Source organism: Streptomyces sp. NPDC001678 (genome assembly GCF_042892945.1).
GTDB lineage: Bacteria > Actinomycetota > Actinomycetes > Streptomycetales > Streptomycetaceae > Streptomyces.
This window is the reverse complement of sequence record NZ_JBIAUP010000002.1, coordinates 565,418-590,621: the sequence shown is the minus strand read 5'-3', so window position 1 is coordinate 590,621 and position 25,204 is coordinate 565,418. Positions and strand designations below refer to the sequence as shown.

21 protein-coding genes are annotated in these 25,204 nt (G+C 71.3%); 15 read left to right on the top strand and 6 right to left on the bottom strand.

Annotated features, from left to right (window positions below):
- The first annotated feature begins 140 nt into the window (after positions 1 to 140).
- A complete protein-coding gene (gene glpX, locus ACFYZR_RS06315) occupies positions 141 to 1,172 on the top strand; it encodes a class II fructose-bisphosphatase (RefSeq protein ID WP_391905757.1) in 1,032 nt (343 codons plus the stop codon).
- Between the two features lie 89 nt (positions 1,173 to 1,261).
- Here the strand turns inward: glpX and ACFYZR_RS06310 are convergent, their stop codons facing one another.
- Together ACFYZR_RS06310 and ACFYZR_RS06305 are read right to left on the bottom strand one after the other, a co-directional pair.
- On the bottom strand, positions 1,262 to 1,618 hold the full coding sequence (locus ACFYZR_RS06310; RefSeq protein ID WP_126915815.1) for a WhiB family transcriptional regulator: 357 nt from the start codon (positions 1,616 to 1,618) through the stop codon (positions 1,262 to 1,264).
- 233 nt (positions 1,619 to 1,851) lie between these two features.
- Positions 1,852 to 2,508: a DUF1707 domain-containing protein gene (locus tag ACFYZR_RS06305; RefSeq protein WP_391905754.1), complete on the bottom strand. Its 657-nt coding sequence runs from the start codon at positions 2,506 to 2,508 to the stop codon at positions 1,852 to 1,854.
- Positions 2,509 to 2,694: 186 nt separating this feature from the next.
- Between ACFYZR_RS06305 and ACFYZR_RS06300 the strand changes: the two genes are divergently transcribed.
- Entirely contained in the window at positions 2,695 to 4,359 is a 1,665-nt protein-coding gene (locus ACFYZR_RS06300; RefSeq protein WP_391905751.1) for a fumarate hydratase, read from the top strand.
- A 167-nt stretch (positions 4,360 to 4,526) separates the two neighbouring features.
- On the opposite strand, the gene ACFYZR_RS06295 is transcribed toward ACFYZR_RS06300, so the two are convergent.
- Complete coding sequence (locus tag ACFYZR_RS06295) at positions 4,527 to 6,053, bottom strand: ricin-type beta-trefoil lectin domain protein (protein ID WP_391905748.1); 1,527 nt, start codon at positions 6,051 to 6,053, stop codon at positions 4,527 to 4,529.
- Positions 6,054 to 6,194: 141 nt separating this feature from the next.
- On the opposite strand from ACFYZR_RS06295, the gene ACFYZR_RS06290 reads away from it, so the two are divergent.
- The 5 genes from ACFYZR_RS06290 (at position 6,195) to ACFYZR_RS06270 (ending at position 13,479) form a co-directional block, all read left to right on the top strand.
- A complete protein-coding gene (locus tag ACFYZR_RS06290; RefSeq protein WP_391905745.1) occupies positions 6,195 to 7,589 on the top strand; it encodes a class II fumarate hydratase in 1,395 nt (464 codons plus the stop codon).
- Between the two features lie 81 nt (positions 7,590 to 7,670).
- On the top strand, positions 7,671 to 8,450 hold the full coding sequence (locus tag ACFYZR_RS06285; RefSeq protein ID WP_391905742.1) for a DUF402 domain-containing protein: 780 nt from the start codon (positions 7,671 to 7,673) through the stop codon (positions 8,448 to 8,450).
- 228 nt (positions 8,451 to 8,678) lie between these two features.
- On the top strand, positions 8,679 to 9,353 hold the full coding sequence (locus tag ACFYZR_RS06280; RefSeq protein WP_391905739.1) for a class I SAM-dependent DNA methyltransferase: 675 nt from the start codon (positions 8,679 to 8,681) through the stop codon (positions 9,351 to 9,353).
- 312 nt (positions 9,354 to 9,665) lie between these two features.
- Entirely contained in the window at positions 9,666 to 11,873 is a 2,208-nt protein-coding gene (locus ACFYZR_RS06275) for a SpoIIE family protein phosphatase (RefSeq protein WP_391906049.1), read from the top strand.
- A 142-nt stretch (positions 11,874 to 12,015) separates the two neighbouring features.
- A complete protein-coding gene (locus ACFYZR_RS06270) occupies positions 12,016 to 13,479 on the top strand; it encodes a catalase (protein WP_391905736.1) in 1,464 nt (487 codons plus the stop codon).
- Between the two features lie 78 nt (positions 13,480 to 13,557).
- Here ACFYZR_RS06270 and ACFYZR_RS06265 read toward each other — a convergent pair whose 3' ends face one another.
- On the bottom strand, positions 13,558 to 15,843 hold the full coding sequence (locus ACFYZR_RS06265) for a transglycosylase domain-containing protein (protein WP_391905733.1): 2,286 nt from the start codon (positions 15,841 to 15,843) through the stop codon (positions 13,558 to 13,560).
- 240 nt (positions 15,844 to 16,083) lie between these two features.
- Here ACFYZR_RS06265 and ACFYZR_RS06260 point away from each other — a divergent pair, with 240 nt between their 5' ends.
- The 6 genes from ACFYZR_RS06260 to ACFYZR_RS06235 all read left to right on the top strand — a co-directional run bounded on the left by ACFYZR_RS06260 (position 16,084) and on the right by ACFYZR_RS06235 (position 21,305).
- On the top strand, positions 16,084 to 17,010 hold the full coding sequence (locus ACFYZR_RS06260; RefSeq protein ID WP_391905730.1) for an SPFH domain-containing protein: 927 nt from the start codon (positions 16,084 to 16,086) through the stop codon (positions 17,008 to 17,010).
- Positions 17,007 to 17,246, top strand: coding sequence for a hypothetical protein (locus ACFYZR_RS06255; protein WP_391905727.1), 240 nt, complete (start codon positions 17,007 to 17,009; stop codon positions 17,244 to 17,246). The genes ACFYZR_RS06260 and ACFYZR_RS06255 overlap by 4 nt, the downstream gene beginning before the upstream one ends.
- A gap of 151 nt (positions 17,247 to 17,397) precedes the next feature.
- Entirely contained in the window at positions 17,398 to 17,568 is a 171-nt protein-coding gene (locus ACFYZR_RS06250; RefSeq protein ID WP_391905724.1) for a hypothetical protein, read from the top strand.
- Between the two features lie 101 nt (positions 17,569 to 17,669).
- Positions 17,670 to 18,194 carry a PadR family transcriptional regulator gene (locus ACFYZR_RS06245; RefSeq protein WP_391905721.1) on the top strand — a complete coding sequence of 175 codons (525 nt, stop codon included), beginning with the start codon at positions 17,670 to 17,672 and terminating at the stop codon, positions 18,192 to 18,194.
- A complete protein-coding gene (locus ACFYZR_RS06240; protein ID WP_391905719.1) occupies positions 18,191 to 18,886 on the top strand; it encodes an ABC transporter ATP-binding protein in 696 nt (231 codons plus the stop codon). The genes ACFYZR_RS06245 and ACFYZR_RS06240 overlap by 4 nt, the downstream gene beginning before the upstream one ends.
- Complete coding sequence (locus ACFYZR_RS06235; RefSeq protein WP_391905716.1) at positions 18,873 to 21,305, top strand: FtsX-like permease family protein; 2,433 nt, start codon at positions 18,873 to 18,875, stop codon at positions 21,303 to 21,305. Before ACFYZR_RS06240 ends, ACFYZR_RS06235 begins: the two co-directional genes overlap by 14 nt.
- A 125-nt stretch (positions 21,306 to 21,430) precedes the next feature.
- On the opposite strand, the gene ACFYZR_RS06230 is transcribed toward ACFYZR_RS06235, so the two are convergent.
- Positions 21,431 to 22,450 carry a LysR substrate-binding domain-containing protein gene (locus ACFYZR_RS06230; protein ID WP_391905713.1) on the bottom strand — a complete coding sequence of 340 codons (1,020 nt, stop codon included), beginning with the start codon at positions 22,448 to 22,450 and terminating at the stop codon, positions 21,431 to 21,433.
- A gap of 135 nt (positions 22,451 to 22,585) precedes the next feature.
- Here ACFYZR_RS06230 and ACFYZR_RS06225 point away from each other — a divergent pair, with 135 nt between their 5' ends.
- Positions 22,586 to 23,140 (top strand): peroxiredoxin, encoded by a 555-nt coding sequence (locus tag ACFYZR_RS06225; RefSeq protein ID WP_391905710.1) that lies wholly within the window; start codon positions 22,586 to 22,588, stop codon positions 23,138 to 23,140.
- A gap of 11 nt (positions 23,141 to 23,151) precedes the next feature.
- Positions 23,152 to 23,685, top strand: coding sequence for an alkyl hydroperoxide reductase (locus ACFYZR_RS06220; protein ID WP_126915797.1), 534 nt, complete (start codon positions 23,152 to 23,154; stop codon positions 23,683 to 23,685).
- A gap of 63 nt (positions 23,686 to 23,748) precedes the next feature.
- Here ACFYZR_RS06220 and ACFYZR_RS06215 read toward each other — a convergent pair whose 3' ends face one another.
- Entirely contained in the window at positions 23,749 to 25,170 is a 1,422-nt protein-coding gene (locus ACFYZR_RS06215) for an AI-2E family transporter (RefSeq protein ID WP_391905707.1), read from the bottom strand.
- Between the last annotated feature and the right edge of the window lie 34 nt (positions 25,171 to 25,204).

The following is a 25,204-nucleotide window of genomic DNA, read 5'->3' as shown; positions in this document are numbered from 1 at the left end:
TCCTTGACGCCGCTCATGCGTGGGGGCCTCTGCTCAATCTGGCAGTCAGCGGTTAAAGTCATCATCACCCTCACCCTCCTGACCCAATCGGGGTAAGGAGGGGCCCTACGGCGGCCGCCGTACAGAAAGGTGCGCATCCGATGTCCGATCACCATCTGCCGTCCCAGCTCGAGGTCAGCCCGGAAGCCCCGGACCGCAACCTCGCGCTGGAGCTCGTCCGGGTCACCGAGGCGGGCGCCATGGCCTCGGGCCGCTGGGTGGGCCGCGGTGACAAGAACGGCGCGGACGGCGCCGCCGTGCGCGCCATGCGCTCGCTGATCCACACCGTCTCGATGAACGGTGTCGTCGTCATCGGCGAGGGCGAGAAGGACAACGCCCCGATGCTCTACAACGGCGAGCGCGTGGGCGACGGGACCGGCGCCGAGTGCGACGTCGCCGTGGACCCCGTGGACGGCACCACCCTGACCGCCAAGGGCATGGCCAACGCCGTCTCCGTGATGGCCGTCGCCGAGCGCGGCACCATGTTCGACCCGTCCGCGGTCTTCTACATGGACAAGCTGGTCACCGGCCCCGAGGCCGCCGACTTCGTCGACATCGACGCCCCGGTCGCCGTGAACATCCGCCGGATCGCCAAGGCGAAGCGCTCCGCCGTCGAGGACGTCACCGTCGTCGTCCTGGACCGCCCGCGCCACGAGGGCCTGGTCAGGGAGATCCGCGAGGCGGGCGCCCGGATCAAGTTCATCTCCGACGGCGATGTGGCCGGCGCGATCATGGCCGCGCGCGAGAACACCGGCATCGACCTGCTGCTGGGCGTCGGTGGCACGCCGGAGGGCATCATCGCGGCCTGCGCGATGAAGTGCCTCGGCGGCACCATCCAGGCCAAGCTGTGGCCCAAGGACGACGAGGAGCGCGAGCGCGCCCTCGCCGCCGGCCACGACCTGGACCGCGTCCTCCACACCGAGGACCTGGTCAGCGGCGAGAACGTGTTCTTCGTCGCCACCGGCATCACCGACGGCGAGCTGCTGCGCGGCGTCCGCTACCGCGCCGAGACGGCGACGACGCAGTCGCTGGTCATGCGCTCCAAGTCGGGCACGATCCGCCTGATCGACTCCGAGCACCGGCTGTCGAAGCTGCGCGCCTACAGCTCGGTCGACTTCGAGCGCCCCAGCTGATCGGCCCTCCTCCCGAGGAGACGCACAACGGGCCGGGCCCCGCCGTCAGTCGGCGGGGCCCGGCCCGTCGGTACGCGAGGAGAGGCGGGCTAGCCCGCCGCCGCGACGCGTGTGGCGCGCTGGAGCTCGGCCTCGCGGCGCCGGCGGCGGGCCAGCACGACCCGGCGCTCGGCGGCGGTGAGACCGCCCCACACCCCATAGGGCTCCGGCTGGAGCAGCGCGTGCTCCCGGCACTCCACCATGACCGGGCAACGGGCGCATACGCGTTTGGCGGCCTCTTCGCGGGAAAGGCGGGCGGCCGTCGGCTCCTTTGATGGTGCGAAGAAAAGCCCGGCTTCATCCCGGCGGCACACCGCCTCCGAATGCCAGGGGCCGGCCTGTTCCCTGGCGGAAATCCGCTGGGACGGAACGGCGGCTTCCTGCAAGGGCTGATGCGGTAGCAGCACGGTCTACTCCTGACGACGGCTTTGCTTGGCCGATTGAGTCACCTTTGCCCGCCTCGACGCGCACGGCCATTCGCACCCGCAGCCGTACGAGAGACGATGCACCAAGCTTTACCCGCTGTGCGCGAGCTTATTCACACCGTTGCCATGACCGGAATGACGTACGGACGCCGCCGGGCTCGGCGGAGCGCCCGTACCGGAGGTCACCCCAGGGGCGCCCCGGGATCACCCCGAGGTCACCCCAGGGACTTCCGGAGGTTCTTCAGCCGCTTTCCGCGCTTGGTCTTCGCCTCGACAGCGCCGAAGATCGCCATGCCGGTGACCACGACGACCGGGGCGTCCGCGTCCGAGGACTCCGACGTGCGCACGTCGAAGGCGCCGAAGACCCCGGTGCCGGTGCCGCGCACGGACACGTTCTCCGGGACCTTGATCTCGACACCGCTGAAGACGCAGTTGACGTTGACGACGATCTCCCGCTGCTCGAAGACCGCCTCGGTGAGGTCGATCTCCACCCCACCGAACAGCGCGAAGACATTGGTGCGCGGGCGGGGGCGCCAGCTCCCCTTGCGGGTGGCACTGGCGAAGACGGCGACCAGACTGTCCGCCTCACCCACGGCGGGGCGCACGGAGGCGTCGTACGGGCGCGTCGGAGCGGGGGCCGCGGTGTGCCGCGCGCCGACGGGCAGATCGCGCACCAGCGGCTCCAGCTCGCCGATCGTCTTCGCCTCGTACGCCGCGCCGACCCGCTCGGCGTGCTCCTCGGCTGTGAGCCGGCCCTCGGCCAGCGCCTCACGGAGGATCTCGGCGATACGGTCACGGTCGGCGTCGGAGGCACGCAGCGCGACCGCGCCCTTGCTCAGCGACACCCGGTTCTCGGGGGAAGACTCGTCCACGCACAGCAGGGTAAGGCAGACGCGATAGATCGCGACAGTGGTGCGCGCCGGCCCTGGCATACCCGGCATACGACGAACTGAGCCTTACCTCACAAACTCACCGCGCCGTCCGCCCCCTACTCTGAGAATTGCGCTGTCGACGACGCCAGCCACCGTTTTCCGCAGAGTGAGTGAGGAATCTCCGCGATGTCTGCCGGCCCCGAGTTCGCCTACACCGACCTCCTGCCCCTGGGCGAGGACAACACGCCGTACCGTCTGGTCACCGCCGAGGGCGTGTCGACCTTCGAGGCCGACGGCCGTACGTTCCTGAAGGTCGAGCCGGAGGCGCTGCGCAAGCTCGCCGCCGAGGCCATGCACGACATCTCGCACTACCTGCGCCCGGCCCACCTGGCGCAGCTGCGCAGGATCCTCGACGACCCCGAAGCCTCCCCCAACGACCGCTTCGTCGCCCTGGACCTGCTGAAGAACGCGAACATCGCGGCCGCCGGCGTCCTCCCGATGTGCCAGGACACCGGCACCGCGATCGTCATGGGCAAGCGCGGCCAGAACGTCCTCACCGAGGGCGGCGACGAGGAGGCCCTCTCGCGCGGCATCTTCGACGCCTACACCAAGCTCAATCTGCGCTACTCGCAGATGGCCCCGGTGACGATGTGGGACGAGAAGAACACCGGCTCCAACCTGCCCGCGCAGATCGAGCTCTACGCGACCGACGGCGGCGCCTACAAGTTCCTCTTCATGGCCAAGGGCGGCGGCTCGGCCAACAAGTCCTTCCTCTTCCAGGAGACGAAGGCCGTGCTCAACGAGGCGAGCATGATGAAGTTCCTGGAGGAGAAGATCCGCTCGCTCGGCACGGCCGCCTGCCCGCCGTACCACCTGGCGATCGTCGTCGGCGGCACGTCGGCCGAGTACGCGCTGAAGACCGCGAAGTACGCCTCCGCGCACTACCTCGACGAGCTGCCGGAGGAGGGCTCCCCGCTGGGCCACGGCTTCCGTGACAAGGAGCTGGAGGAGAAGGTCTTCGAGCTGACGCAGAAGATCGGCATCGGCGCCCAGTTCGGCGGCAAGTACTTCTGCCACGACGTCCGCGTCGTCCGCCTCCCGCGCCACGGCGCGTCCTGCCCGGTGGCCATCGCGGTCTCCTGCTCCGCCGACCGCCAGGCCGTCGCGAAGATCACCGCCGAGGGCGTCTTCCTGGAGCAGCTGGAGACGGACCCGGCGCGCTTCCTGCCGGAGACCACGGACGAGCATCTCGACGCCGACGGCGACGTCGTCAAGATCGACCTCAACCGCCCGATGGACGAGATCCTCGCCGAGCTCACCAAGTACCCGGTGAAGACCCGTCTGTCGCTGACCGGCCCGCTGGTCGTCGCGCGTGACATCGCCCACGCGAAGATCAAGGAGCGGCTGGACGCGGGCGAGGAGATGCCGCAGTACCTCAAGGACCACCCGGTCTACTACGCGGGCCCCGCCAAGACCCCCGAGGGCTACGCCTCCGGCTCCTTCGGCCCGACCACCGCCGGCCGCATGGACTCCTACGTCGAGCAGTTCCAGGCGGCGGGCGGCTCCAAGGTCATGCTCGCCAAGGGCAACCGCAGCAAGCAGGTCACGGACGCGTGCGGCACGCACGGCGGCTTCTACCTCGGCTCGATCGGCGGCCCCGCGGCGCGGCTGGCGCAGGACTGCATCAAGAAGGTCGAGGTCGTCGAGTACGAGGAGCTCGGCATGGAGGCGGTCTGGAAGATCGAGGTGGAGGACTTCCCGGCGTTCATCGTCGTCGACGACAAGGGCAACGACTTCTTCGTCGACCCGGCGCCGGCACCGACGTTCACGTCGATTCCGGTCCGCAAGTAGCCCCCTCGCGCAGGGGCGCCGGACGGGCTGAATTCAGCCCGTCCGGCGTTTGAGGACAAAGCACAGCAGCCCGTCCGGCGTTTGAGGACCGGGGGTCCGGGGCGGAGCCCCCGGGAAACTGGGGGCACCTCCCAGCGGTAGCTGGGGGAGAAAGGGCGGGGCTGGGGCTACGCGAAGCGCTGACTCGCCGACCCGTCGCACTTCTGGAGCCGGACCGGCTCCTTCGCCCCCGCCAGGCTCAGGCACAGATCCTGCGCGGCCACCGGCCGGAACGTCCCGCCGGACAGGCTGAACCGCTGGTTCGCCCCACCATGGCAGTTCCAGAGCGTCACCGCCGCACCGGCGGCATACGTGCCCCCCGGCACGTCCACGCACCGGTCGTGCGTCAGAGCCGTGTGCAGCGACCCGTTACCCCCGTCGAACCACCACTGCTGGTTCCGCGCGCCCGAGCACGGCCATCCGCCGACCTCGGTCCCGTTGGCGGAACCCGCCCCGTACGCGTCCACGCACGTCCCCGCCGCCTCGCCGCGCAGCGGCCGGAACGCGTCGTCCCACGCGCCCTCGCGCAGCACGGGCGACCCCGTGCTCGCCGGGTCCGCGCAGCCCGCCTCGCGCCAGCCCGAGCCGTAGAGCTGGGTGAGGCACGACGCGAAGGCCGCGTGGCCGCGCGCGTTGGGGTGGAAGGACTGCCGCACGGAGTTCTCGTTCGGCGGGAACGGGTTCGCCACGTCCACGTACAGGCCCCGGGCCCAGGTGTTCTCCATGCACACCTCGTGCCCGTGGAAGAGCCGCGAGTTGTCGAGGAAGATCGCGCCCGTCTCGCGGGCGGCCTTCCGCATGCCCCGCTCGAACGCGGGCACCGCCACGTTCCGCCCCCACGCGGAGTCCGAGGTGTGGCCGACGCAGCCGCCCGCGAGCTTGCCGGGGAAGTCGGGGTTGTCCTCGAAGTCGGGGCCTATGGGGCTCGGGTAGCCCATGACGACGAGTTTGTAGTCGCCGTCCGTGTAGCCCGCGTCCGTCATGACCTTGCGCAGGTCGCGGACGGTCGCCTCGACCTTGGGCACCAGGCCGTCGACGCGCGCCTGCCAGCCGGGGGCGTACTTGGGCTCGCACGTCCCCTGGAGGGTCAGATAGCGCACGACGCAGTCGGTGATGACCGGGCCGAACTGGAGGTCGTCGTTGGCGCCGGCGACCAGCAGCACCAGCTTCACGCGCGTGTTGCGTGCCTTGACGGCGAGCGCGTCGCTCTGCACGAGCTCATCCGCGTACTGCTTGCCGCCGCCGATGCGGATGTTGGCCGTGGTCGCTCCGGAGCAGGCGACGTTGTAGGTGACATCCGCAGGGATGCCGGTGCGGTGGATGGCGGCTTCGGGTGAGCGGTGGCACCAGTTGTCGGGGCCGTTCGTGCCGGGTTCGTACGTTCCGACGCCCTCGCCGGAGATCTCGCTGTCGCCCAGCGACAGCAGCGAGGTCTTCCGGGCCGCGAGGGGGCGTTCGGCGGAGTCGCCGTAGAGCTTCGCCGCCTCCGCGGCGCGGATCTTCTCCAGTTCGGGCGACAGGGGGGTGGACGAGGTCGCCGCGTGCGGCCGGGCGGCCGCCGAGGGCGCGGTGACGGACAGTCCGCCGAGCGCCGCCGCGAAGGCGGCGAGCGCGGCGAGGGAACAGCGCAGGGTGGGTCTGCGTGTCCGGGTCATGGAGCCTCCCCGAGTTCTGTTGTTACTCGCGGTATTTAGTAGCCACGAGCGACTTTTGGGAACACGGGGATCAGGACAAACGCTGTGCCCTGCAGGAGTCCGGTGGGAGTCCTGCAGAAGTACACCAGGAGGTAAGCGACGATGACCGACCGCGGGCAGTACCGGATCGAACACGACTCCATGGGCGAGGTGAGGGTCCCGGCGGACGCCAAGTGGCGGGCCCAGACCCAGCGTGCCGTGGAGAACTTCCCCATCAGCGGACAGCGCCTGGAGCGCGCGCACATCGAGGCGCTGGGCCGGATCAAGGCCGCCGCGGCGAAGGTCAACGCCGAGCTGGGCGTGATCGACGAGGAGGTGGCGGCGGCGGTCGCGGAGGCGGCGGGCGAGGTCGCCGAGGGCCGCTGGGACGACCAGTTCCCCGTCGACGTCTTCCAGACCGGCTCCGGCACGTCCTCGAACATGAACGCCAACGAGGTCATCGCCACCCTCGCCACGGAGCGCCTGGGCCGTCCCGTCCACCCCAACGACCACGTCAACGCCAGCCAGTCCTCCAACGACGTCTTCCCGTCCTCCATCCACATCGCCGCGACGGCCGCCGTGACCGGCGATCTGATCCCGGCGCTGGAGCACCTCGCGGCCTCCCTGGAGCGCAAGGCCGAGGAGTTCGCGGAGGTCGTCAAGGCGGGCCGGACGCATCTGATGGACGCCACGCCCGTGACGCTGGGCCAGGAGTTCGGCGGCTACGCGGCCCAGGTGCGGTACGGCGTCGAGCGGCTGCGCGCCTCGCTGCCCCGGCTCGCCGAACTGCCCCTGGGCGGTACGGCCGTGGGCACCGGCATCAACACCCCGCCCGGCTTCTCCGGCGCCGTCATCGCCGAGGTGGCCCGGGCGACGGGGCTGCCGCTGACGGAGGCCCGCGACCACTTCGAGGCGCAGGGCGCGCGGGACGGCCTGGTGGAGACCAGCGGTCAGCTGCGCGTGATCGCGGTGGGCCTGACCAAGATCGCCAACGATCTGCGCTGGATGGGCTCGGGCCCGCGCACCGGTCTCGCGGAGATCGCCCTGCCCGACCTCCAGCCGGGCTCCTCGATCATGCCGGGCAAGGTCAACCCGGTGGTCTGCGAGGCCGTCCTGATGGTCGCCGCGCAGGTCATGGGCAACGACGCGACCGTCGCCACGGCGGGCGCCGCCGGGAACTTCGAGCTCAATGTGATGCTCCCGGTGATGGCGAAGAACCTCCTGGAGTCCGTCCGGCTGCTCGCGGGCGCCTCCCGGCTGCTCGCCGACCGCACGGTCGACGGCATCACCGCCAATGCCGAGCGGGCCCGCGAGTACGCCGAGTCCTCGCCGTCCGTGGTCACTCCGCTCAACCGCTACATCGGCTACGAGGAGGCCGCGAAGGTGGCCAAGAAGTCCCTTGCCGAGCGGAAGACGATCCGGGAGGTCGTGCTCGAATCGGGCTATGTGGACCGTGGGCTGCTGACGACGGAGCAGCTCGACGAGGCCCTCGACGTCCTGCGGATGACCCGCCCGTAGCCGGTGGCGCCCCCTCCGCCCCGCGGACCCCTGCGGTATACGTCACGGCGCATAGGTGTCCCCGGCACCTAAGATCTGCGCATGGCAGCGGAGACCACGGACACGACGGGAACGGCGGGCACGGCCGACGGCGGCGGGAACGGCCGCTGGGCGCCGGGCGACCAGATCCTCTGGCGTTACCGCGGCAACGCCAGACCCGGCACCGGGGGCGGCATCCACATCTGCCGCCCCGTCACCGTCGTCGAGGACACCGCCGAGCTGCTCGCGGTGTGGATGGCGCCCGGCACGGACTGCGTCAAACCGCTGCTCGCCGACGGCACGCCCGTCCACCGCGAACCGCTGGCCACGCGCTACACCAAGCCGCGGACGACGGCCGTGACCCGCTGGTACGGGCCTGGCGTGCTCAAGCTCGCCCGGCCCGGCGACCCCTGGTCGGTCTGGCTCTTCTGGGACCTCGACTGGCGCTTCCGGAACTGGTACGTGAATCTCGAGGAACCGCTCGCGCGCTGGGCCGGCGGCGTCGACTCCGAGGACCACTTCCTGGACATCGCCGTCTATCCCGACCGCAGTTGGGAGTGGAAGGACGAGGACGAGTTCGCCCAGGCGCGCCACGCCGGTCTGATGACGGACGCTCAGGCGGACCGGGTACGGGCCGCGGGGCACTCGGCCGTCGAGCTGATCGAGGCCTGGGGCCCGCCGTTCACCGCCGGCTGGGAGCGCTGGCGGCCCGACCCGGCCTGGCCGGTGCCGGCGCTCCCCGACGACTGGGACCGCGCACCGGCGCACGCGGACCCGGCCTTGAACCCGGGCCCGAAGCCGGTCTTCAACCCGGGCTTCAACCCGGGCGTGAATCCCGTGTGAACCGGATGTGAGCAGGATGCGAGCCGGTGGTGCGACAGGGTGTGAATCGGTGCCCGAACCGCTTGCCGACTCCCCGCGCGGCAACCGTAGGATCGGCCTCCGCGATACTTCACTCAGCACGGCACGACACCCGGCACGACACCCAGCACAACACTCAGCACGGCACGACACGACCCGGCACAACGGACGACAGACAGCACAGTCACAGTCAGCAGGAGGGGCGGAGCCGTGAGCGGTGACGACCAGCGGGACTACGACGGCTTCGCCCTGTTAGGGCTGGACCGCACCGGCCAGGCCGAGGCGTTCGACGCCATCGGCGACCGTTACGACGAGGCCTTCCCGCACAAGGAGGGCCAGCTCGCCGCCGGCGAGTGGCTGGCCGGGGCGCTGCCGCCCGGCTCCCGGATCCTGGACGTCGGCTGCGGCACGGGCCTGCCGACGGCCCGGCAGCTGGTGGACGCCGGCCATGAGGTCGTCGGCGTCGACCTCTCCCCCGGCATGCTCGACCTCGCCCGCGCCAATGTGCCGGACGCGGCCTTCCACTTGGCCGACCTCGCCGATCTGCGCGACGGCCACCTGGGCCTCTTCGACGGCGCGACCGCCTTCTTCTCCCTGCTGATGCTGCCGCGCCCGGAGATCCCGCATGCCCTGCGGATGCTGCACGGCCTGCTCAGACCCGGTGGACTGCTGGCCCTCTCGATGGTCGAGGCCGACGTCGACGACTACGCCATCCCGTTCCTCGGCAGCACGATCCGGGTATCCGGATATCTGCGGGACGAATTGCGCCAGGTCGTGCGTGACGCGGGATTCGACATCGCCGGGGAGAGCTCGCGGGCGTACGCCCCGGCGAGCACGGACGTACCACCCGAGATCCAGCTCTTCCTCGACCTGCGCCGCGCCTGACCCACGTGTACCCGCCCTCCCCCGGGCGGACGCACGGCCCCTACGGATGGAACCCCACGCGTGACGGAGCACTCCAACTCCCACGGAAGACCACGGCCCGCGCCGCGCCCCGGCGTCGACGCGCCGGGCGCGCCCGAGCACGCCCCCGGCGCGAACGCCGTGCCCCGGCAGGGCGGCGGCCCGGCCGCCGGAACGGCGGCCCACGCCCCGGCGGGCGGACCGGCTCACCGGGACACCGACGCCGGCCACGACCCGGCCGCCCCCACCGGGCCGGGCCGGCAGGGCGCACCCGCCGACGCCGGCGTGACAGCCGTGGCCACGACCGGTGAGGCCCACGCCGCGGCGGCCCCGGCGGCCCGCGAAACAGGCCGTCCGGTTCCTGCGGGCCACGGCGTCGAGGCCGCCCACGACCCGGCGGCGAGCGCTGCCCAGGCCCACGGCGTCGCCGGGCCCGGTGGCACCGCCGGAGAGCCGGTGGACGAGGCCCACGCCGCGGCCGAGGCCGACGACACCGCCGGACAGCGGCCCCGTCCCGGCGCGCGGAGCCGCGTCCCCCAGCCGCGTACGGGCGCCGACGACCCGGCCGGCGAGGCCCACGGCCCGGCAGCCGTCACCGGCGACCGGGCGGGGACCGGTCCTCGGGCCCGGGCCGCCGGCGAGGAGCCGGGGACGGGGGCCGGGAGCGTGGGGGCGGACGCGCGTGACGGTGCCGGCGCGCCCGGCGGCCCCGGCGTGCCGCCGCACGGCGGCAGCGGCGGTGGCGGGACCGGGCACGCCGACAACGCCCGGGAGCGGGCCGGGACGTCCGGCGGCGGGGAGCGGCTGCGGTTCGTCGGGGCCGCGACGCGGCGGATCGCGCGCGGCATCGACCTGGACGAGATCGTGCTGGGCCTGTGCCGGGCGACCGTGCCGACCTTCGCCGACGCGATCCTCGTCTATCTGCGCGACCCCCTGCCCGTCGGCGACGAGCGCCCCGTCGGCCCCGTCGTGCTGCGGCTGCGCCGCACCGACCGGCTGCCCGAGTACGTGCAGGCCGGCGACGCCGCCGCCGAGGGGGACGCCGCCGCGCCCGACCCGGGGCCGGAGCTCGCCGACTCGGCCGCGGAGCGCTGCGAGGTGCGCATAGGCGGGCCGCTCGCGGAGGTGCTGCGGGGTGTCAGACCCGTCTTCGGGGACTCCTCAGCCGCGCGGGCGGCCCTGCCCGAGCTGCTCGGCGAAGGCCGGCACGTACCGGACCGGCACCGCACCATCCTCGCGCCGCTGCGCGGCCGCCGCCGGGTGATCGGCGCGGCCGTGTTCGTCCGCCGCCTGGACCGGCCCGCCTTCGAGGGCGACGACCTGCTGGTCGCCGCCCAGCTGGCGACCCACACCGCCCTCGGCGTGGACAAGGCCGTGCTCTACGGCCGCGAGGTCTACATCGCCGACGAGCTCCAGCGCACCATGCTCCCCGACTCCCTCCCCCAGCCCACCGGCGTCCGGCTAGCCAGCCGCTATCTGCCCGCCGCCGAGACCGCCCGCGTCGGCGGCGACTGGTACGACGCGATCCCGCTGCCGGGCAATCGCGTGGCCCTGGTCGTCGGCGACGTCATGGGCCACTCCATGACCTCCGCCGCGATCATGGGCCAGCTGCGCACCACCGCGCAGACCCTCGCGGGCCTGGACCTGCCGCCCCAGGAGGTGCTCCACCACCTCGACGAGCAGGCGCAGCGCCTGGGCAGCGACCGCATGGCCACCTGCCTGTACGCGGTCTACGACCCGGTCGCCCACCGCATCGTGATCGCCAACGCGGGCCATCCGCCGCCGGTGCTGCTGCACCGGGGCGGCCGGGCCGAGGTGCTGCGCGTCCCGCCGGGCGCGCCGATCGGCGTGGGCGGGGTGGACTTCGAGGCCGTGGAGCTGGACGCGCCCGCCGGGGCCACCCTGCTGCTGTACACGGACGGCCTGGTGGAGTCCCGGATACGGGACGTGTGGACCGGCATAGAGCAGCTCCGCGAGCGGCTGATCGACACGGCCCGGCTGACCGGCCCCAACCCGCCGCCGCTGGAGCCGCTGTGCGACGAGGTGCTGGGCATGCTCGGGCCGGGCGACCGGGACGACGACATCGCCCTGCTCGCGGCCCGTTTCGAGGGCATCGCGCCCAGTGACGTCGCGTACTGGTTCCTCGACCCGCGCCCCCAGACGCCCCGCCAGGCGCGCCGGCTGGCCCGCCGGGCGCTGACCCGCTGGGGGCTGGAGGAGCTGGCGGACGGGGTGGAGCTGCTGGTCAGCGAGGTGATCACCAATGCCGTGCGGTACGCCGAGCGTCCGATAACGCTGCGGCTGCTCCGTACGGACGTGCTGCGCTGCGAGGTGGGCGACGATGTGCCCCAGCTGCCCCGGCTGCGCCAGGCCCGGCCCTCGGACGAGGGCGGCCGGGGGCTGTATCTGGTGAACAAGATGGCCCGGCGGTGGGGTGCGACGCGGCTGAGCACCGGGAAGGTGGTGTGGTTCGAGCTGCCGCTGCCCGCGCAGGGGCGCTGACGCGGACGCTGACGCGGACGAGGTGGGATTCTGGACAGTGTCCAGACAGCGGTTGCCGACGCCCTGTCGGCGCGGTTGACTGGCTCGGGTGGAGGGCGGCTCCCCGCACGTCCTCACCAGTCCCCGTTCCGGGAGGCGTCCCATGACCGACTCGTCGCAGCACACCCCGTACACCACGAACAACGTCGGCATCCCGGTGGAGAGCGACGAGCACTCGCTCACCATCGGTGACACCGGTCCCATCCTGCTCCAGGACCACTATCTGATCGAGAAGATGGCCCAGTTCAACCGCGAACGGGTCCCCGAGCGGGTGGTCCACGCCAAGGGCGGCGGCGCCTACGGCACCTTCGAGGTGACCAATGACGTCAGCCAGTTCACCAAGGCCGATCTCTTCCAGCCCGGCCGGCGCACGGAGATGCTGGCCCGCTTCTCGACCGTGGCGGGCGAGCAGGGCTCCCCGGACACCTGGCGGGACCCCCGCGGCTTCGCGCTCAAGTTCTATACGGCACACGGCAATTACGATCTGGTCGGCAACAACACCCCCATCTTCTTCGTCCGCGACCCGCAGAAGTTCCAGGACTTCATCCGCTCCCAGAAGCGCCGTCCCGACAACGGCCTGCGCGACAACGACATGCAGTGGGACTTCTGGACGCTCTCGCCGGAGTCCGCCCACATGGTCACCTGGCTGATGGGCGACCGGGGCATCCCGAAGACCTGGCGGAACATGAACGGCTACAGCTCGCACACGTTCATGTGGGTCAACGGCGGCGGCGAGAAGTTCTGGATCAAGTACCACATGAAGACCGACCAGGGCATCGACTTCCTCACCCAGGCGGAGGCCGACGAGCTGGCGGGCACGGATCCCGACGCGCACCGCCGGGATCTGTCCGCGGCGATCGCGAGCGGCAACGCCCCCTCCTGGACGATGTACGTCCAGGTGATGCCCTTCGCCGACGCCCCGGACTACCGCTTCAACCCCTTCGACCTCACCAAGGTGTGGCCGCACGGCGACTACCCGCTGATCGAGGTCGGACGGATGACGCTCGACCGCAACCCGGAGGACTTCTTCGTCCACATCGAGCAGGCCGCCTTCGAGCCGTCCAACCTGGTGCCCGGCATCGGCCCGTCGCCCGACAAGATGCTGCTGGGCCGGCTCTTCTCGTACCCGGACACCCACCGCTACCGGATCGGCCCGAACTACACCCAGCTGCCGCCCAACCGCCCCCACTCGGCCGTGAACTCGTACGCCAAGGACGGCCCCATGCGCTACGAGCCCGCGAACACGGGCCGCCCGTACGCGCCCAACTCCTACGGCGGCCCGGCCGCCGACACCGTCCGCTTCGGTGAGATCGCGGGCTGGGCGGCCTCGGGCGAGATGGTCCGCGAGGCGTACAAGCCGCACCGCGAGGACGACGACTGGGGCCAGGCCGGCACGATGGTCCGCCAGGTCCTCGACGACGCCGCCCGCGAGCGGCTGGCCTCGAACGTCGCCGGTCATCTGAAGGCGGGCGTGAGCCGCCCCGTCCTGGACCGGGCGCTGCAGTACTGGCGCAACATCGACAAGAAGCTCGGCGACACCATCGCCACCAGGGTCAACGGGACCTGACCGCTCCACCGCCCGCTCTGCCCGAGAACGGGACCGGCCGCCCTTCCCCACGAGGGAAGGGCGGCCGGTTCGTTCGGGTCACGGCAGTTGTTGCTGTCCGCCACCGTTGGAGCGGACGTCGTTGCCCGCGTTGCCGCCGCCGTTGGTCGGGCGGGTCGAGGGCGTGTTCGTCGGGACGGTCGGGTCGACGGGCGGCGTGGGCTTGCCCGGCGTGGTCGGGTCCTTCGACGGGGTGTGCTTGCCCGGCGAGGACGGGTCCTTCGACGGGGTCTGCTTGCCCGAGGCCGTCGCCGTCGGGGTCGGCGTGACCTTGCCCTGGCTGGGCGTGCCGGTCGGGGTGGTCACCGGGGGCGGCGGCGGTGCGTAGCCGTCCTCGGTCTCCAGGTCGAACTTCGACTCGTCGTCGTCGCCGAAGACGGCGGAGTTGTACGCGTTCCAGATCTTCGCCGGGTACGTGCCACCGTTCACTCGGCCGTTACCACCGGTGTTCATCAGGGTGACCTGCTTGCCGCCCTGGCCCTCACCGAAGAGACCGACGGTGGTGACCAGGCTGGGCGTGTAGCCGGCGAACCAGGCCGACTTGTCGTCGTCGGACGTACCGGTCTTGCCCGCCACCTGGTAGGCGCCGCTGGCGACCCTGTTGGCCGTACCGTCGTTGACCACCTGGGTCAGGACGGAGGTCAGGCCGTCGGCGGTGTTGCGGGAGACGACGCGGTCGCCGACGGCGTGCGGCAGCGAGAACTCCTGGCCGCCCTGGGTCGCCGACTTGACGATGCTCGGGGTGACCTTCTTGCCATGGTTGTCGAGCGTGGCGTAGACGCCCGCCATCTCCATCGGGCTCGCGCCCATGGCACCGAGCGCCATGGCCGGGGTCTCCTGGAAGTCGCCCTTCATACCGAGCTCGGTGGCGGTCTTCTTGACCTTGTCCATGCCGACGTCGACGATCATCTGCGCGAAGACGGTGTTGACCGAGTCGTTCATCGCCTGCTGGACGGTGATCGCGGGCTTCGAGTAACCGTCCTCGTTCTCAGGCGCGTAGCCGCCACCACCAGGGCCGACGACCGGCCGCTGGTTGGTGCCGTCGTAGATCGCGCTCGGCGTGACCGGCCGCTTGTCCTGCGTCTTGGACTCGTTCTGGAGGGCGGAGGCCAGGATGATCGGCTTGAACGTCGACGCGGGCTGGTAGTCGGCGCGGGTCGCGTTGCTGACCTGGTGCTGGACGAAGTCCTGGCCGCCGTAGAGCGCCGCGATCTTGCCGGTCTTGGGGTCCACGGAGACCGCGCCGGCCTGGACGTGGCCGTCGACCTCACGGGACTTGGGGTCCAGGTCGTCGATCAGCTGGTCCTTGACGGCCTTCTCCAGGGCCTTCTGCTTCTTGGAGTCGATGCTCAGCGTGACGGTCCAGCCGCCCGCCGCGAACTCGCTCTCCTTGCGGCCCTGGGCCGCCAGGTCGCGGATGATCTCGCGCTTGGCCGCCTCGACCAGGTAGCCGTTCTGACCGGAGAGGCCGAGGGCCGCCTTGGGCTTGCCGGGCTCCTTGAACGTCATGCGCTGACGCTCGTCGGCCGGAAGCCACTTCTGCTCGACCATCTTGTCGAGGACGTAGCCCCAGCGGGCCTTGGCGTTCGCCTTGCCCGCCTCGGTGGCGGTGGCCCAGTCGTACTGGCTCGGCGCCTGGAGCAGGGCGGCCAGGTAGGCGCCCTCCTCCAGGGTGACCTTGTCGATGTCCTTGTTGTAGTACGCCCGCGCCGCGGCCTGGATGCCGTAGGCGCCCCGGCCGTAGTAGCTGGTGTTGAGGTAGCCCTCGAGGATCTCGTCCTTGGACTTCTCGTCCTGGACCTTCAGCGAGATGATCAGCTCCTTCACCTTGCGGGTGACGGTCTGACGCTGGTCCAGGTAGTAGTTCTTGACGTACTGCTGGGTGATGGTCGAACCACCCTGCGTACCACGGCCCATGACCGTGTTGAGGATGCCCCGGGCGGTGCCCTTCAGGTCGACACCGGGGTCGTTGTAGAAGTTCTTGTTCTCCGCGGCGACCACCGCGCGCCGAACGGGCTCGGGGACCTTCGACAGCGGGACTTCCTCGCGGTTGACCTCACCGATGCGGGCGATGGTCTTGCCGTCGCTGGTCTTGTAGATGTTGCTCTGCAGCTTGGCCGCCGAGTTGCCCTTCGGCACATCCACATAGAGGTAGAGCGCGTAGAACGTGCCCGCCCCGAGAGCGATGACGGCCACGAAGTAGGCCAGCAGCATCTTCCACGTGAAGAACCGGCGTATGCCGGCCTTCTTCTTCCCGGCCTTGCCGCCGCCCTGTTCAGGGCGACCGCCCTTCTTCTGCGCCCGTCGCGCGTCCGCTCGGCCCATCTCTCCCGTAGCTCCAGTCCGTCCGCCCCCAACCCAGCTCACGAAGCTAACACCGCAACTGCCATCAAACGCCCATCGATCACGGCAATAACGGACGTGACATACAGCACCCCGGTTGGCGGGAACCGGGCACGGAGTTGTGCGGGAAACCGTACAGGGCCTCGACGAGCCCCTTAATGTGCTATCACTTTGATAGGGCCGCGCACGCCGGCACCGACCGACCGAACCAGGGGGACCCTCATGTCCGAAGCCACCGCCGCCGCGGCCTCTCGACCACGCATCCAGGAGCACCCGGCCGCCGACATCGGCGGCGGCACGGCCCTGACGCTGGGCCTCGTGGGCCTCCTCGCCGGCGCGGGCACGATCGCCACCGGTGCCGCCACCAGCTCGCACGTGGCCACCGGGGTGACGGCCGCGCTGGTCGCGGGCGGCATCCTGATCGGCCTGGCCTCGCTCGTCGCGATGTCCGGGCTGTGCACCGTCGCCCCGGGCCAGGCCCAGGTCGTCCAGCTCTTCGGCCGCTACCGGGGCACCATCCGCACCGAGGGCCTGCGCTGGGTCAACCCGTTCACCAGCCGCGAGAAGCTCTCCACCCGGGTCCGCAACCACGAGACCGCCGTACTGAAGGTCAACGACGCCTACGGCAACCCCATCGAGCTGGCCGCCGTCGTCGTCTGGCGGGTCGAGGACACCGCGCAGGCGATGTTCGAGGTGGAGGACTTCCAGGAGTTCGTCGCCACCCAGACCGAGGCGGCCGTGCGTCACATCGCCATCGAGTACCCCTACGACGCCCACGACGAGGACGCCCTCTCCCTGCGCGGCAACGCAGAGGAGATCACCGAGAAGCTGGCCGAGGAGCTCCACGAGCGCGTGGAGGCGGCCGGTGTGCGCATCATCGAGTCGCGCTTCACCCACCTCGCCTACGCTCCGGAGATCGCCTCGGCGATGCTCCAGCGCCAGCAGGCGGGCGCGGTCGTGGCGGCCCGCAAAATGATCGTCGAGGGTGCGGTGGGCATGGTCGAGATGGCGCTGGAGCGCATCACCGAGCAGGACATCGTGGAACTGGACGACGAGCGGAAGGCGGCCATGGTGAGCAATCTGATGGTGGTGCTGTGCGGTGACCGGGCCGCCCAGCCCGTGCTGAACACCGGCACCCTCTACCAGTGACGGAGGAGTCGGAGCCGGACCGGCCCGCGCGACGGCCGCAGCAGCGCAAGCAGGTGCTGCTGCGGCTCGACCCGTCGGTCCACGACGCGCTGGCCCGCTGGGCGGGCGAGGAGCTGCGCAGCACCAACGCCCAGATCGAGTTCCTGCTGCGCATGGCGCTCACGGACGCGGGCCGGCTGCCCAGGGACGTGGGCGCGATGCGCAAGCGGGGGCGTCCGCCGAAGACGGAGCGGTAGCGGCCCGGCGGGGCGCGTTCAGCAGCCGTCGACCTTCAGGCTTCAGGGTGTGCCAGGTCTTGGGGCCGACGACGAAACCCGGCACGCTCCACTTGCCATGCCGTGACGCACATCCTGGGGCGGCGCGGGGGCGGACTCCGTCGTTTCAGCGGTGGCTGAACCGTTCCGCCCGCCGACGGCGCGGCCACTGTTCCGGCTGGTGTCGCCGACGGGCGCCGGACCGCAGTTCCTCGACCCGCCCGCGCCGGGGCTCGACGCCGGGCTGGAGACGGTCATGGCACACCGTCCGGTCCGGCTTCCAGGCGGCACCGCCACCGTCTGACCAGCGGAAATTCAGCGGATAGTCAGCGAATATCCCAGCCCGGGCGCCACAGCCCCGGGGGCTATACACACCATGTATACATGCAGTGTAGAGTCGTCGGCATGTCCATCGCGCACACCCTTCTCGGTCTCCTGGAGGCCGGCCCCCGCCATGGCTACGACCTCAAGCGCGCCTTCGACGAGCGCTTCGGCCACGACCGCCCCCTGCACTACGGCCAGGTCTACTCGACCATGTCGCGGCTGCTGAAGAACGGTCTCGTCGAGGTCGACGGCATCGAGGCCGGCGGCGGCCCCGAACGCAAGCGGTACGCCATCACCGACGCCGGCGTCACGGACGTCGAGCAGTGGCTCGGCCGGCCCGAGAAGCCCGAGCCGTACCTCCAGTCGACGCTCTACACCAAGGTCGTCCTCGCCCTGCTGACCGGCCGCGCCGCGGACGCCGTCCTCGACGCCCAGCGCACCGAGCACCTGCGGCTGATGCGCGAGCTGACCCGGCGCAAGAGCTCCGGCGACCTCGCCGACCAGCTGATCTGCGACCACGCGCTGTTCCACCTGGAGGCGGACCTGCGCTGGCTGGAGCTGACCGCCGCCCGGCTCGACCGGCTCTCGAAGGAGGTACAGGCATGATCCCCGCCGGCTCCCTCCTCGCCGCCTCGGGCCTGCGCAAGGCGTACGGGCTGACGACCGCCCTCGACGGCGCGGACTTCTCCGTCCACCCCGGCGAGGTCGTGGCCGTCATGGGTCCCTCCGGCTCCGGGAAGTCCACGCTCCTGCACTGCCTCGCCGGCATCCTCCGCCCCGACACGGGCACCGTCCACTACGACGGCCGCGACCTGTCCGCCCTGTCGGACGCCGAGCGCAGCGCCCTGCGCCGCAGCGAGTTCGGCTTCGTCTTCCAGTTCGGCCAGCTCGTGCCCGAGCTCACCTGCCTGGAGAACGCCGCCCTGCCACTGCGCCTGACCGGCACCCGGCGCAAGGAGGCCGAGGCCACCGCCCTGAACTGGCTGGAGCATCTGGAGGTCGCCGACATCCGGCACCACCGGCCCGGCCAGATATCCGGCGGCCAGCAGCAGCGCGTCGCCGTCGCCCGTTCCCTGGTCACCACCCCCCGCGTGATCTTCGCCGACGAGCCCACCGGCGCCCTCGACTCCCTCAACGGCGAACGCGTCCTGGAACTGCTGACGAAGGCCGCGCGCGACACCCGCGCCGCCGTCGTCCTCGTCACCCACGAGGCGCGCGTCGCCGCCTACTCCGACCGCGAGGTCGTCGTCCGCGACGGCCGGGCACGCGACATGGCGGGTGTCCATGGCGCCGTCTGAGCCCACGGCACGGCCCGGCCCCCCGGGCCCCGACTCCCCAGAACCTGGCCGCCCCCGCCCCACCGGCCCGACGGGCCCGGCCGCCTGGGCCCGCGACCTGGCCATGGGCGCCCGGTTCGCCGTCACCGGAGGCCGCGAGAGCCTCCTGCGCACCGCGTTCGTCGCCATCGGCGTCGGCCTCGGCGTGGCCCTGCTGGCGATCGCCGCGTCGGTGCCGCACCTGTCCGCCGCACGGGAGCACCGCGAGAACGCGCGCTCCGTCAACGACCAGCCCTCGGCCGGCCGGAGCATCGCGGCGAGCGACCACACCCTGCTCTACCAGGCGGTCACCACCGACTTCCGCGACAAGCCCGTGGAAGGGGCCCTGCTCCAGCCCGAGGGCCCCCGCGCACCGCTCCCGCCGGGCGTACGGGCCCTGCCCGCCACCGGCGAGATGGTGGTCTCCCCCGCGCTGGACGACCTGCTGCGCTCCACCGACGGCAAGCTGCTGCGCGAACGTTTCCCCTACCGCGTCGCGGGCGTCATCGGCGACGAGGGCGTCATGGGCCCCGACGAGCTCTTCTACTACGCGGGCAGCGACCGGCTCCGGCTGGACGCGCCCCACGGGCCCGGCATCCACGACGCCCCCGTGCGGATCGAACGGTTCGGCCACGAGGAGGGCGGCGACCCGGTCAGCCCGGTGCTCGTGGTGCTGATGAACATAACGTGCGTGGTGCTGCTGCTGCCCATCGGCATCTTCATCGCCACGGCCGTCCGCGCCGGCGGCGAACGCCGCGACCGGCGGCTGGCCGCGCTGCGGCTCGTGGGCACCGACATCCGTACCACCCGGCGGATCGCCTCCGGCGAGGCGCTGTGCGGCGCCCTGCTGGGCCTGCTCGTCGGCGCCGCCGCATTCCTGGTCATCCGTGACTTCGCCTCCGGCATCACGATCCGGGACGTCGCCGTCTCCCCGGCCGACCTGGTGCCCTCCCCCGCCCTGGCCGCGCTGATCGCGGTCGCGGTACCGGCCGTCGCCATGGCCGTCACCCTGATCACGCTGCGTCGCGTCACCATCGAACCGCTGGGCGTCATGCGCCACACCACGCCCCGGCGCCGCCGCCTCTGGTGGCGCCTGCTGATCCCGGCGGCGGGCCTGGCCCTGCTGTTCCCGCTCCTCGGCGGCGTGACGATGGACCCGTACGGGGGCGGCCTCGACACCTACCAGGTGGCCGGTGGCGGCATCCTCGTGCTGGCCGGCATCGCGGCCCTGCTGCCCTGGCTGCTGGAGGCCTGTGTGGCCCGCCTCCGGGGCGGCCCGGTCTCCTGGCAACTGGCCACCCGGCGCATCGAGTCGAACCCCGGCCCGGCCGCCCGCGCGGTCGGCGGCATCACCGTGGCCATGGCCGGAGCCATCGCCGTCCAGATGCTCTTCGCGGGAGTCCAGGGCGAGTTCGTCGAAGACCTGCCGAGGCACTCCCAGATGATGGGCGTCTACCGGGGCAGCACACCCGCCGAGGCCCGGAGCTACACCAACAGCTTCCGCGCCACCCCGGGCGTCCGCGACGCGCTCGTCACCGTGGACCAGTTCGCGCACAAGAGCGACAGGCCGGCCACCGGCGTCACCGGCGTGACCGTCGGCGACTGCGACACGCTGCGCCGGCTGGCCAAGCTGGCCTCCTGCCGGGACGGCGACGTGTTCATCGCGGACGAGCCCGGCCGGCCCTCCGGACTCCAGCCCGGAACGGGGCTGTTCATGGAGGACCTGCCCTACGATCGCCACGGCCGCGAACCCCGGACGTACGAGTGGACGATCCCCGCCTCCGCCCGCACCGTCCAGACGGTCGACGACCTGCGGGGCCTCCCCCACCGCGGGGTGCTCGCCACGCCGTCCACCATCGACGTCGCGGCCCTGCCCGACCCCACGACCGAGGTGGCGATCCAGCTCGAACCGGGAAACCTCGACGCCATCGAACGCGTCCGCAACACGGCCGCCGCCATCGACCCGACGATGCGTGTCTACCGCATGGGCGGTGTGCAGAAGGAATCCAACTACGCCATGATCCAGCAGGCCTTGCTCGTCGGCACCGGCCTTCTGCTGGCGCTGATCGGCGCGGGTCTCACGGCGACGACGCTGGAGCAACTGCGCGAGCGCAGACGCCTGATGTCCACGCTCGCGGCCCTGGGCGCACGGCGTACGTCGGTCATCGGCTCGGTGCTGTGGCAGACCGCGATCCCCGTGGTCCTGGGCACGGCCCTCGCGGTGGCGGGCGGACTCGGCCTGGGCTGGGTGATGCTCCAGGTGGTCAACGGCACGGCCCGCGACTGGCTCGGCTTCCTGCCGGTGGCGGGAGTGGGCGTAGGCATGATCGCCCTGGTCACGACCCTGTCCCTCCCGGCAGCCTGGCGCACCACGCGCCCGAACGGCCTGCGGACGGAGTGAGTGCGGGTGTGGGCGCGGGTCCCGGTTTGTGGGCAGGCGTTCCGCAGGGCTGGGGGCACCTCCCAGCGGTAGCTGGGGGAGGGTGGGCACAAACCGGGCCACCGGCCCGCACCGCCCCGCAAACCTCAGCCCTCGACAACCTGCACAGGCAACTTCGCCAACTCCGTGCGGAGCGCCGCGGCAAACGCCTCGAACTCCCCCTGCCGCGCCGCACCGACCCGCATCGCCAACGCGACCCGCCGCGAGGGCGCCGGCTCCGCGAAGTACCCCGTCGCGAGCCGGTCGCTCCGCCCGGTCTCCACCCGCAGCGCGGTCCGCGGCAGCAGCGTGACACCCAGCCCGCCCCCCACCAGCTGCACAAGCGTGGAGAGCCCGGCCGCACTGGTCGTCGCCTGCGCCCCCTCCGTACGACCCGCCTCGTGGCAGACCTCCAGCGCCTGGTCGCGCAGGCAGTGCCCCTCGTCGAGCAGCAGCAGATCGAGCTCGCGCAGTGCCTCCCGGGGGATGTCGTGCCGCCCGGCCAGCCAGTGGTCGCAAGGGGTGACGAGGACGAAGTCCTCGTCGAAGAGCGGAATCTCGCTCACCCCCGCCACCCCCAGCGGCACGGCGAGCAGCAGCAGATCGAGCCGCCCCTGGGTGAGCCCGTCCAGCAGCGAGGAGGTCTGCTCCTCGTGGACCTGAAGATCCAGATCCGGATACGAGTCGTGCACCAGCCGCAGCACGATCGGCAGCAGATACGGCGCGACGGTGGGAATGACCCCGAGCCGCAGCACGCCCGTGAAGGGCGCCCGCGCGGCATCGGCCTCCTCCATCAGCGAGCCGACGGCGTCGAGGACCGTACGGGCCCGGGCGGCCAGCCGCTCACCCGCCGGGCTGAGGAGCACTTTTCTCGTCGTACGCTCGAGAAGCTGAATGTCGAGCGTCTCCTCCAGGGCCGAGACGGCGCTGGAGAGCGCGGGCTGGCTCATGCCGATGGCCGTGGCGGCATCGCGGAAGTGCAGATGCTCGGCGACGGCGACGAAGGCACGCAGCTGCGCCAGGCTGGGCTGACGGGGACGCGCCGGGGGGACCTTGGCCACGCCGGACGACGCACCCGGCGCTCCCGGCCCCCGTTCCGGCCGCCCCTGGGTTATGGACGACGACATCACTGATAACCACCTCCGATCAACATCACCCAGTCTAGCTATTTCCGCTATCAATGCCTCCTGTGGCACTGTGGTTCCTGTCCAACCCGCAGGAAACCCCACGAACGGGGAGTTTCCTCGTTGCAAGGAGAGCGCGTGCTCACTGTCGGTGACAAGTTCCCCGAGTTCGACCTGACCGCCTGTGTGGACCTCGACGCGGACAAGGCCTTCGCGCAGATCGACCACAAGACCTACGAGGGCAAGTGGAAGGTCGTCTTCTTCTGGCCGAAGGACTTCACCTTCGTCTGCCCGACCGAGATCGCCGCGTTCGGCCAGCTGAACGACGAGTTCGCCGACCGTGACGCCCAGATCCTCGGTGTCTCCGGCGACTCCGAGTTCGTGCACCACGCCTGGCGCAAGGACCACAAGGACCTCCGCGACCTGCCCTTCCCGATGCTGGCCGACGCCAAGCACGAGCTGATGCAGGCCTGCGGCGTCGAGGGCGAGGACGGCTACGCCCAGCGCGCCGTCTTCATCGTGGACCCGAACAACGAGATCCAGTTCGTCATGGTGACCGCCGGCTCCGTCGGCCGTAACCCCAAGGAGGTCCTGCGGGTCCTCGACGCTCTCCAGACGGACGAGCTGTGCCCCTGCAACTGGTCCAAGGGCGAGGAGACCCTCGACGCGGTCAAGCTCCTCGCGGGCGAGTGAGCTGATCTCCCATGGCCCTCGATGAGCTGAAGTCCGCCATACCGGACTACGCCAAGGACCTGAAGCTGAACCTCGGCTCGGTCATCGGCAACTCCGACCTGCCGCAGCAGCAGCTGTGGGGCACGGTCCTCTCCTGCGCGATCGCGACCCGTTCGCCGATCGTCCTGCGCGAGCTGGAGCCCCAGGCCAAGGAGAACCTCTCCCCGGAGGCGTACACCGCCGCCAAGGCCGCTGCCGCGATCATGGCGATGAACAACGTCTACTACCGCACCCGGCACCTGCTGTCGGACCCGGAGTACGGCAACCTGCGCGCGGGTCTGCGGATGAACGTCATCGGCAACCCGGGTGTGGAGAAGGTCGACTTCGAGCTGTGGTCCCTGGCCGTCTCCGCCATCAACGGCTGCGGTATGTGCCTCGACTCCCACGAGCAGGTGCTGCGCAAGGCCGGTGTGAGCCGTGAGGTGATCCAGGAAGCCTTCAAGATCGCCTCCGTCCTCCAGGCCGTCGGTGCCACGCTGGACGCCGAGGCCGTGCTGAACGGCTGAGCCTTCCCTTCACGAGAACGGGCCCCCGACCGGTTGGTCGGGGGCCCGTTTTTGCGAAACGTGTCAGGAAGAGGCCTTCGGCGGCGACTCGTCCTTCGCGTACGCCCGCAAATACCCGACCACCGTATTGGTCACCGCCACCAGCGGCACCGCGACGACCGCGCCGCCGATGCCCGCGGTCATCGAGCCCGCGGCGACGGCGAGGACCACGGCCAGCGGGTGGACCCGCACGGCGCGGCCGAGGATGAAGGGCTGGAGCACATGGCCCTCGATCTGCTGCACCGCGAGCACCACGACCAGCACCATCGCCGCCGTGAAGACGTCACGGGTGACCAGAGCCACGACGACCGCCAGGGCACCGGAGACGACGGCGCCGACCAGCGGGATGAAGGCGAACAGGAAGATGAAGACGGCCAGCGGCACATACATGGGCACCTTGAGGAAGTAGAGCCCTATGCCGATGAAGATCGCGTCGATCAGGGCCACTATCACCGTGCCGCGCACATAGGCCGTCAGCGTCGCCCAGGCACGCGGGCCCGCGCCCGCGACGCCCTCGCGGGCGGCCTCGGGCACCAGCTTGAGCAGCCACTGCCAGATGCGGGGGCCGTCGTAGAGCAGGAAGAGCGTGCTGAACATCGCGAGCAGGATGCCCGTGAGCACCTCGATGATGACCTGGACACCCTCTATGCCGGCGGAGGTGATGTCCTTGGTGCTGGTGCCGATGGCCTCGCTGAGCTTGTCGGCGATGTTGTTGATCTGGCTCTGGGTGACGTGGAACGGGCTGTTGAGCAGCCAGCGCTTGAGCTCGGTGATGCCGTGCTGCACCTGCTTGGACAGGTCGTCGAGGTTCTCCGTCACCTGCCAGACCACGAACCAGCCGACCAGGCCCATGACGACGAAGCCGGACAGGAAGGTCAGGGCCGTGGCGAGCCCGCGCGGCACTCCGCGCCGCTTGAGCAGGGCCACGGTGGGCTGGAGCAGAGCCGTGATCAGCAGTCCGGCGACGAAGGCCAGCACCACCAGCCGCACCGCGCTGATCACCCGCATCAGCACCCAGAGCGTGCCGGCCAACACCAGCAGCCGCCAGCCCACCTCGGCCGCGACCCGCACGCCCCAGGGGACGGCGGCGACGGGATCGGGCCGCGCACCGGGCGCGACCCGGTCCGCCGGGACAGACGGCGGAACGGACCCGGCACCGGACCCGGCAGACGCCGTGGCGACGGGCGTCGTGGCGACGGGCGCGGAGACGGACGTGGGCGCGGGCGCGGTCACCGGCGTGGCTGCGGGCGCGGTCACCGGCGTGGATGCAGGCTCGGTTACCGGCGTGGATGCAGGCTCGGGCGACGCGGCCCCCGGCGTCGGGCCGGCTGCTGCGGACTCCGCCCCGGATTCCGCCCCGGCCTTCGCCCTGCGGGCCTCAAGCAGCTCACCGAGCCGCACCAGACCGGAGCCCAGCCCGCCCAGCAATTGTGGCAATCTGGACATTCTTCTTCCTCTACCCCCACTCCCCCGTGGCCAT

Bases quoted from the DNA above. Each gene is read 5' to 3' on its own strand.
- glpX (WP_391905757.1), top strand. From the start codon at position 141: ATGTCCGATCACCATCTGCCGTCCCAGCTCGAGGTCAGCCCGGAAGCC.
- ACFYZR_RS06300 (WP_391905751.1), top strand. From the start codon at position 2,695: ATGTCTGCCGGCCCCGAGTTCGCCTACACCGACCTCCTGCCCCTGGGC.
- ACFYZR_RS06295 (WP_391905748.1), bottom strand. From the start codon at position 6,053: ATGACCCGGACACGCAGACCCACCCTGCGCTGTTCCCTCGCCGCGCTC.
- ACFYZR_RS06290 (WP_391905745.1), top strand. From the start codon at position 6,195: ATGACCGACCGCGGGCAGTACCGGATCGAACACGACTCCATGGGCGAG.
- ACFYZR_RS06285 (WP_391905742.1), top strand. From the start codon at position 7,671: ATGGCAGCGGAGACCACGGACACGACGGGAACGGCGGGCACGGCCGAC.
- ACFYZR_RS06270 (WP_391905736.1), top strand. From the start codon at position 12,016: ATGACCGACTCGTCGCAGCACACCCCGTACACCACGAACAACGTCGGC.
- ACFYZR_RS06265 (WP_391905733.1), bottom strand. From the start codon at position 15,843: ATGGGCCGAGCGGACGCGCGACGGGCGCAGAAGAAGGGCGGTCGCCCT.
- ACFYZR_RS06260 (WP_391905730.1), top strand. From the start codon at position 16,084: ATGTCCGAAGCCACCGCCGCCGCGGCCTCTCGACCACGCATCCAGGAG.
- ACFYZR_RS06245 (WP_391905721.1), top strand. From the start codon at position 17,670: ATGTCCATCGCGCACACCCTTCTCGGTCTCCTGGAGGCCGGCCCCCGC.
- ACFYZR_RS06240 (WP_391905719.1), top strand. From the start codon at position 18,191: ATGATCCCCGCCGGCTCCCTCCTCGCCGCCTCGGGCCTGCGCAAGGCG.
- ACFYZR_RS06235 (WP_391905716.1), top strand. From the start codon at position 18,873: ATGGCGCCGTCTGAGCCCACGGCACGGCCCGGCCCCCCGGGCCCCGAC.
- ACFYZR_RS06230 (WP_391905713.1), bottom strand. From the start codon at position 22,450: ATGTCGTCGTCCATAACCCAGGGGCGGCCGGAACGGGGGCCGGGAGCG.
- ACFYZR_RS06220 (WP_126915797.1), top strand. From the start codon at position 23,152: ATGGCCCTCGATGAGCTGAAGTCCGCCATACCGGACTACGCCAAGGAC.
- ACFYZR_RS06215 (WP_391905707.1), bottom strand. From the start codon at position 25,170: ATGTCCAGATTGCCACAATTGCTGGGCGGGCTGGGCTCCGGTCTGGTG.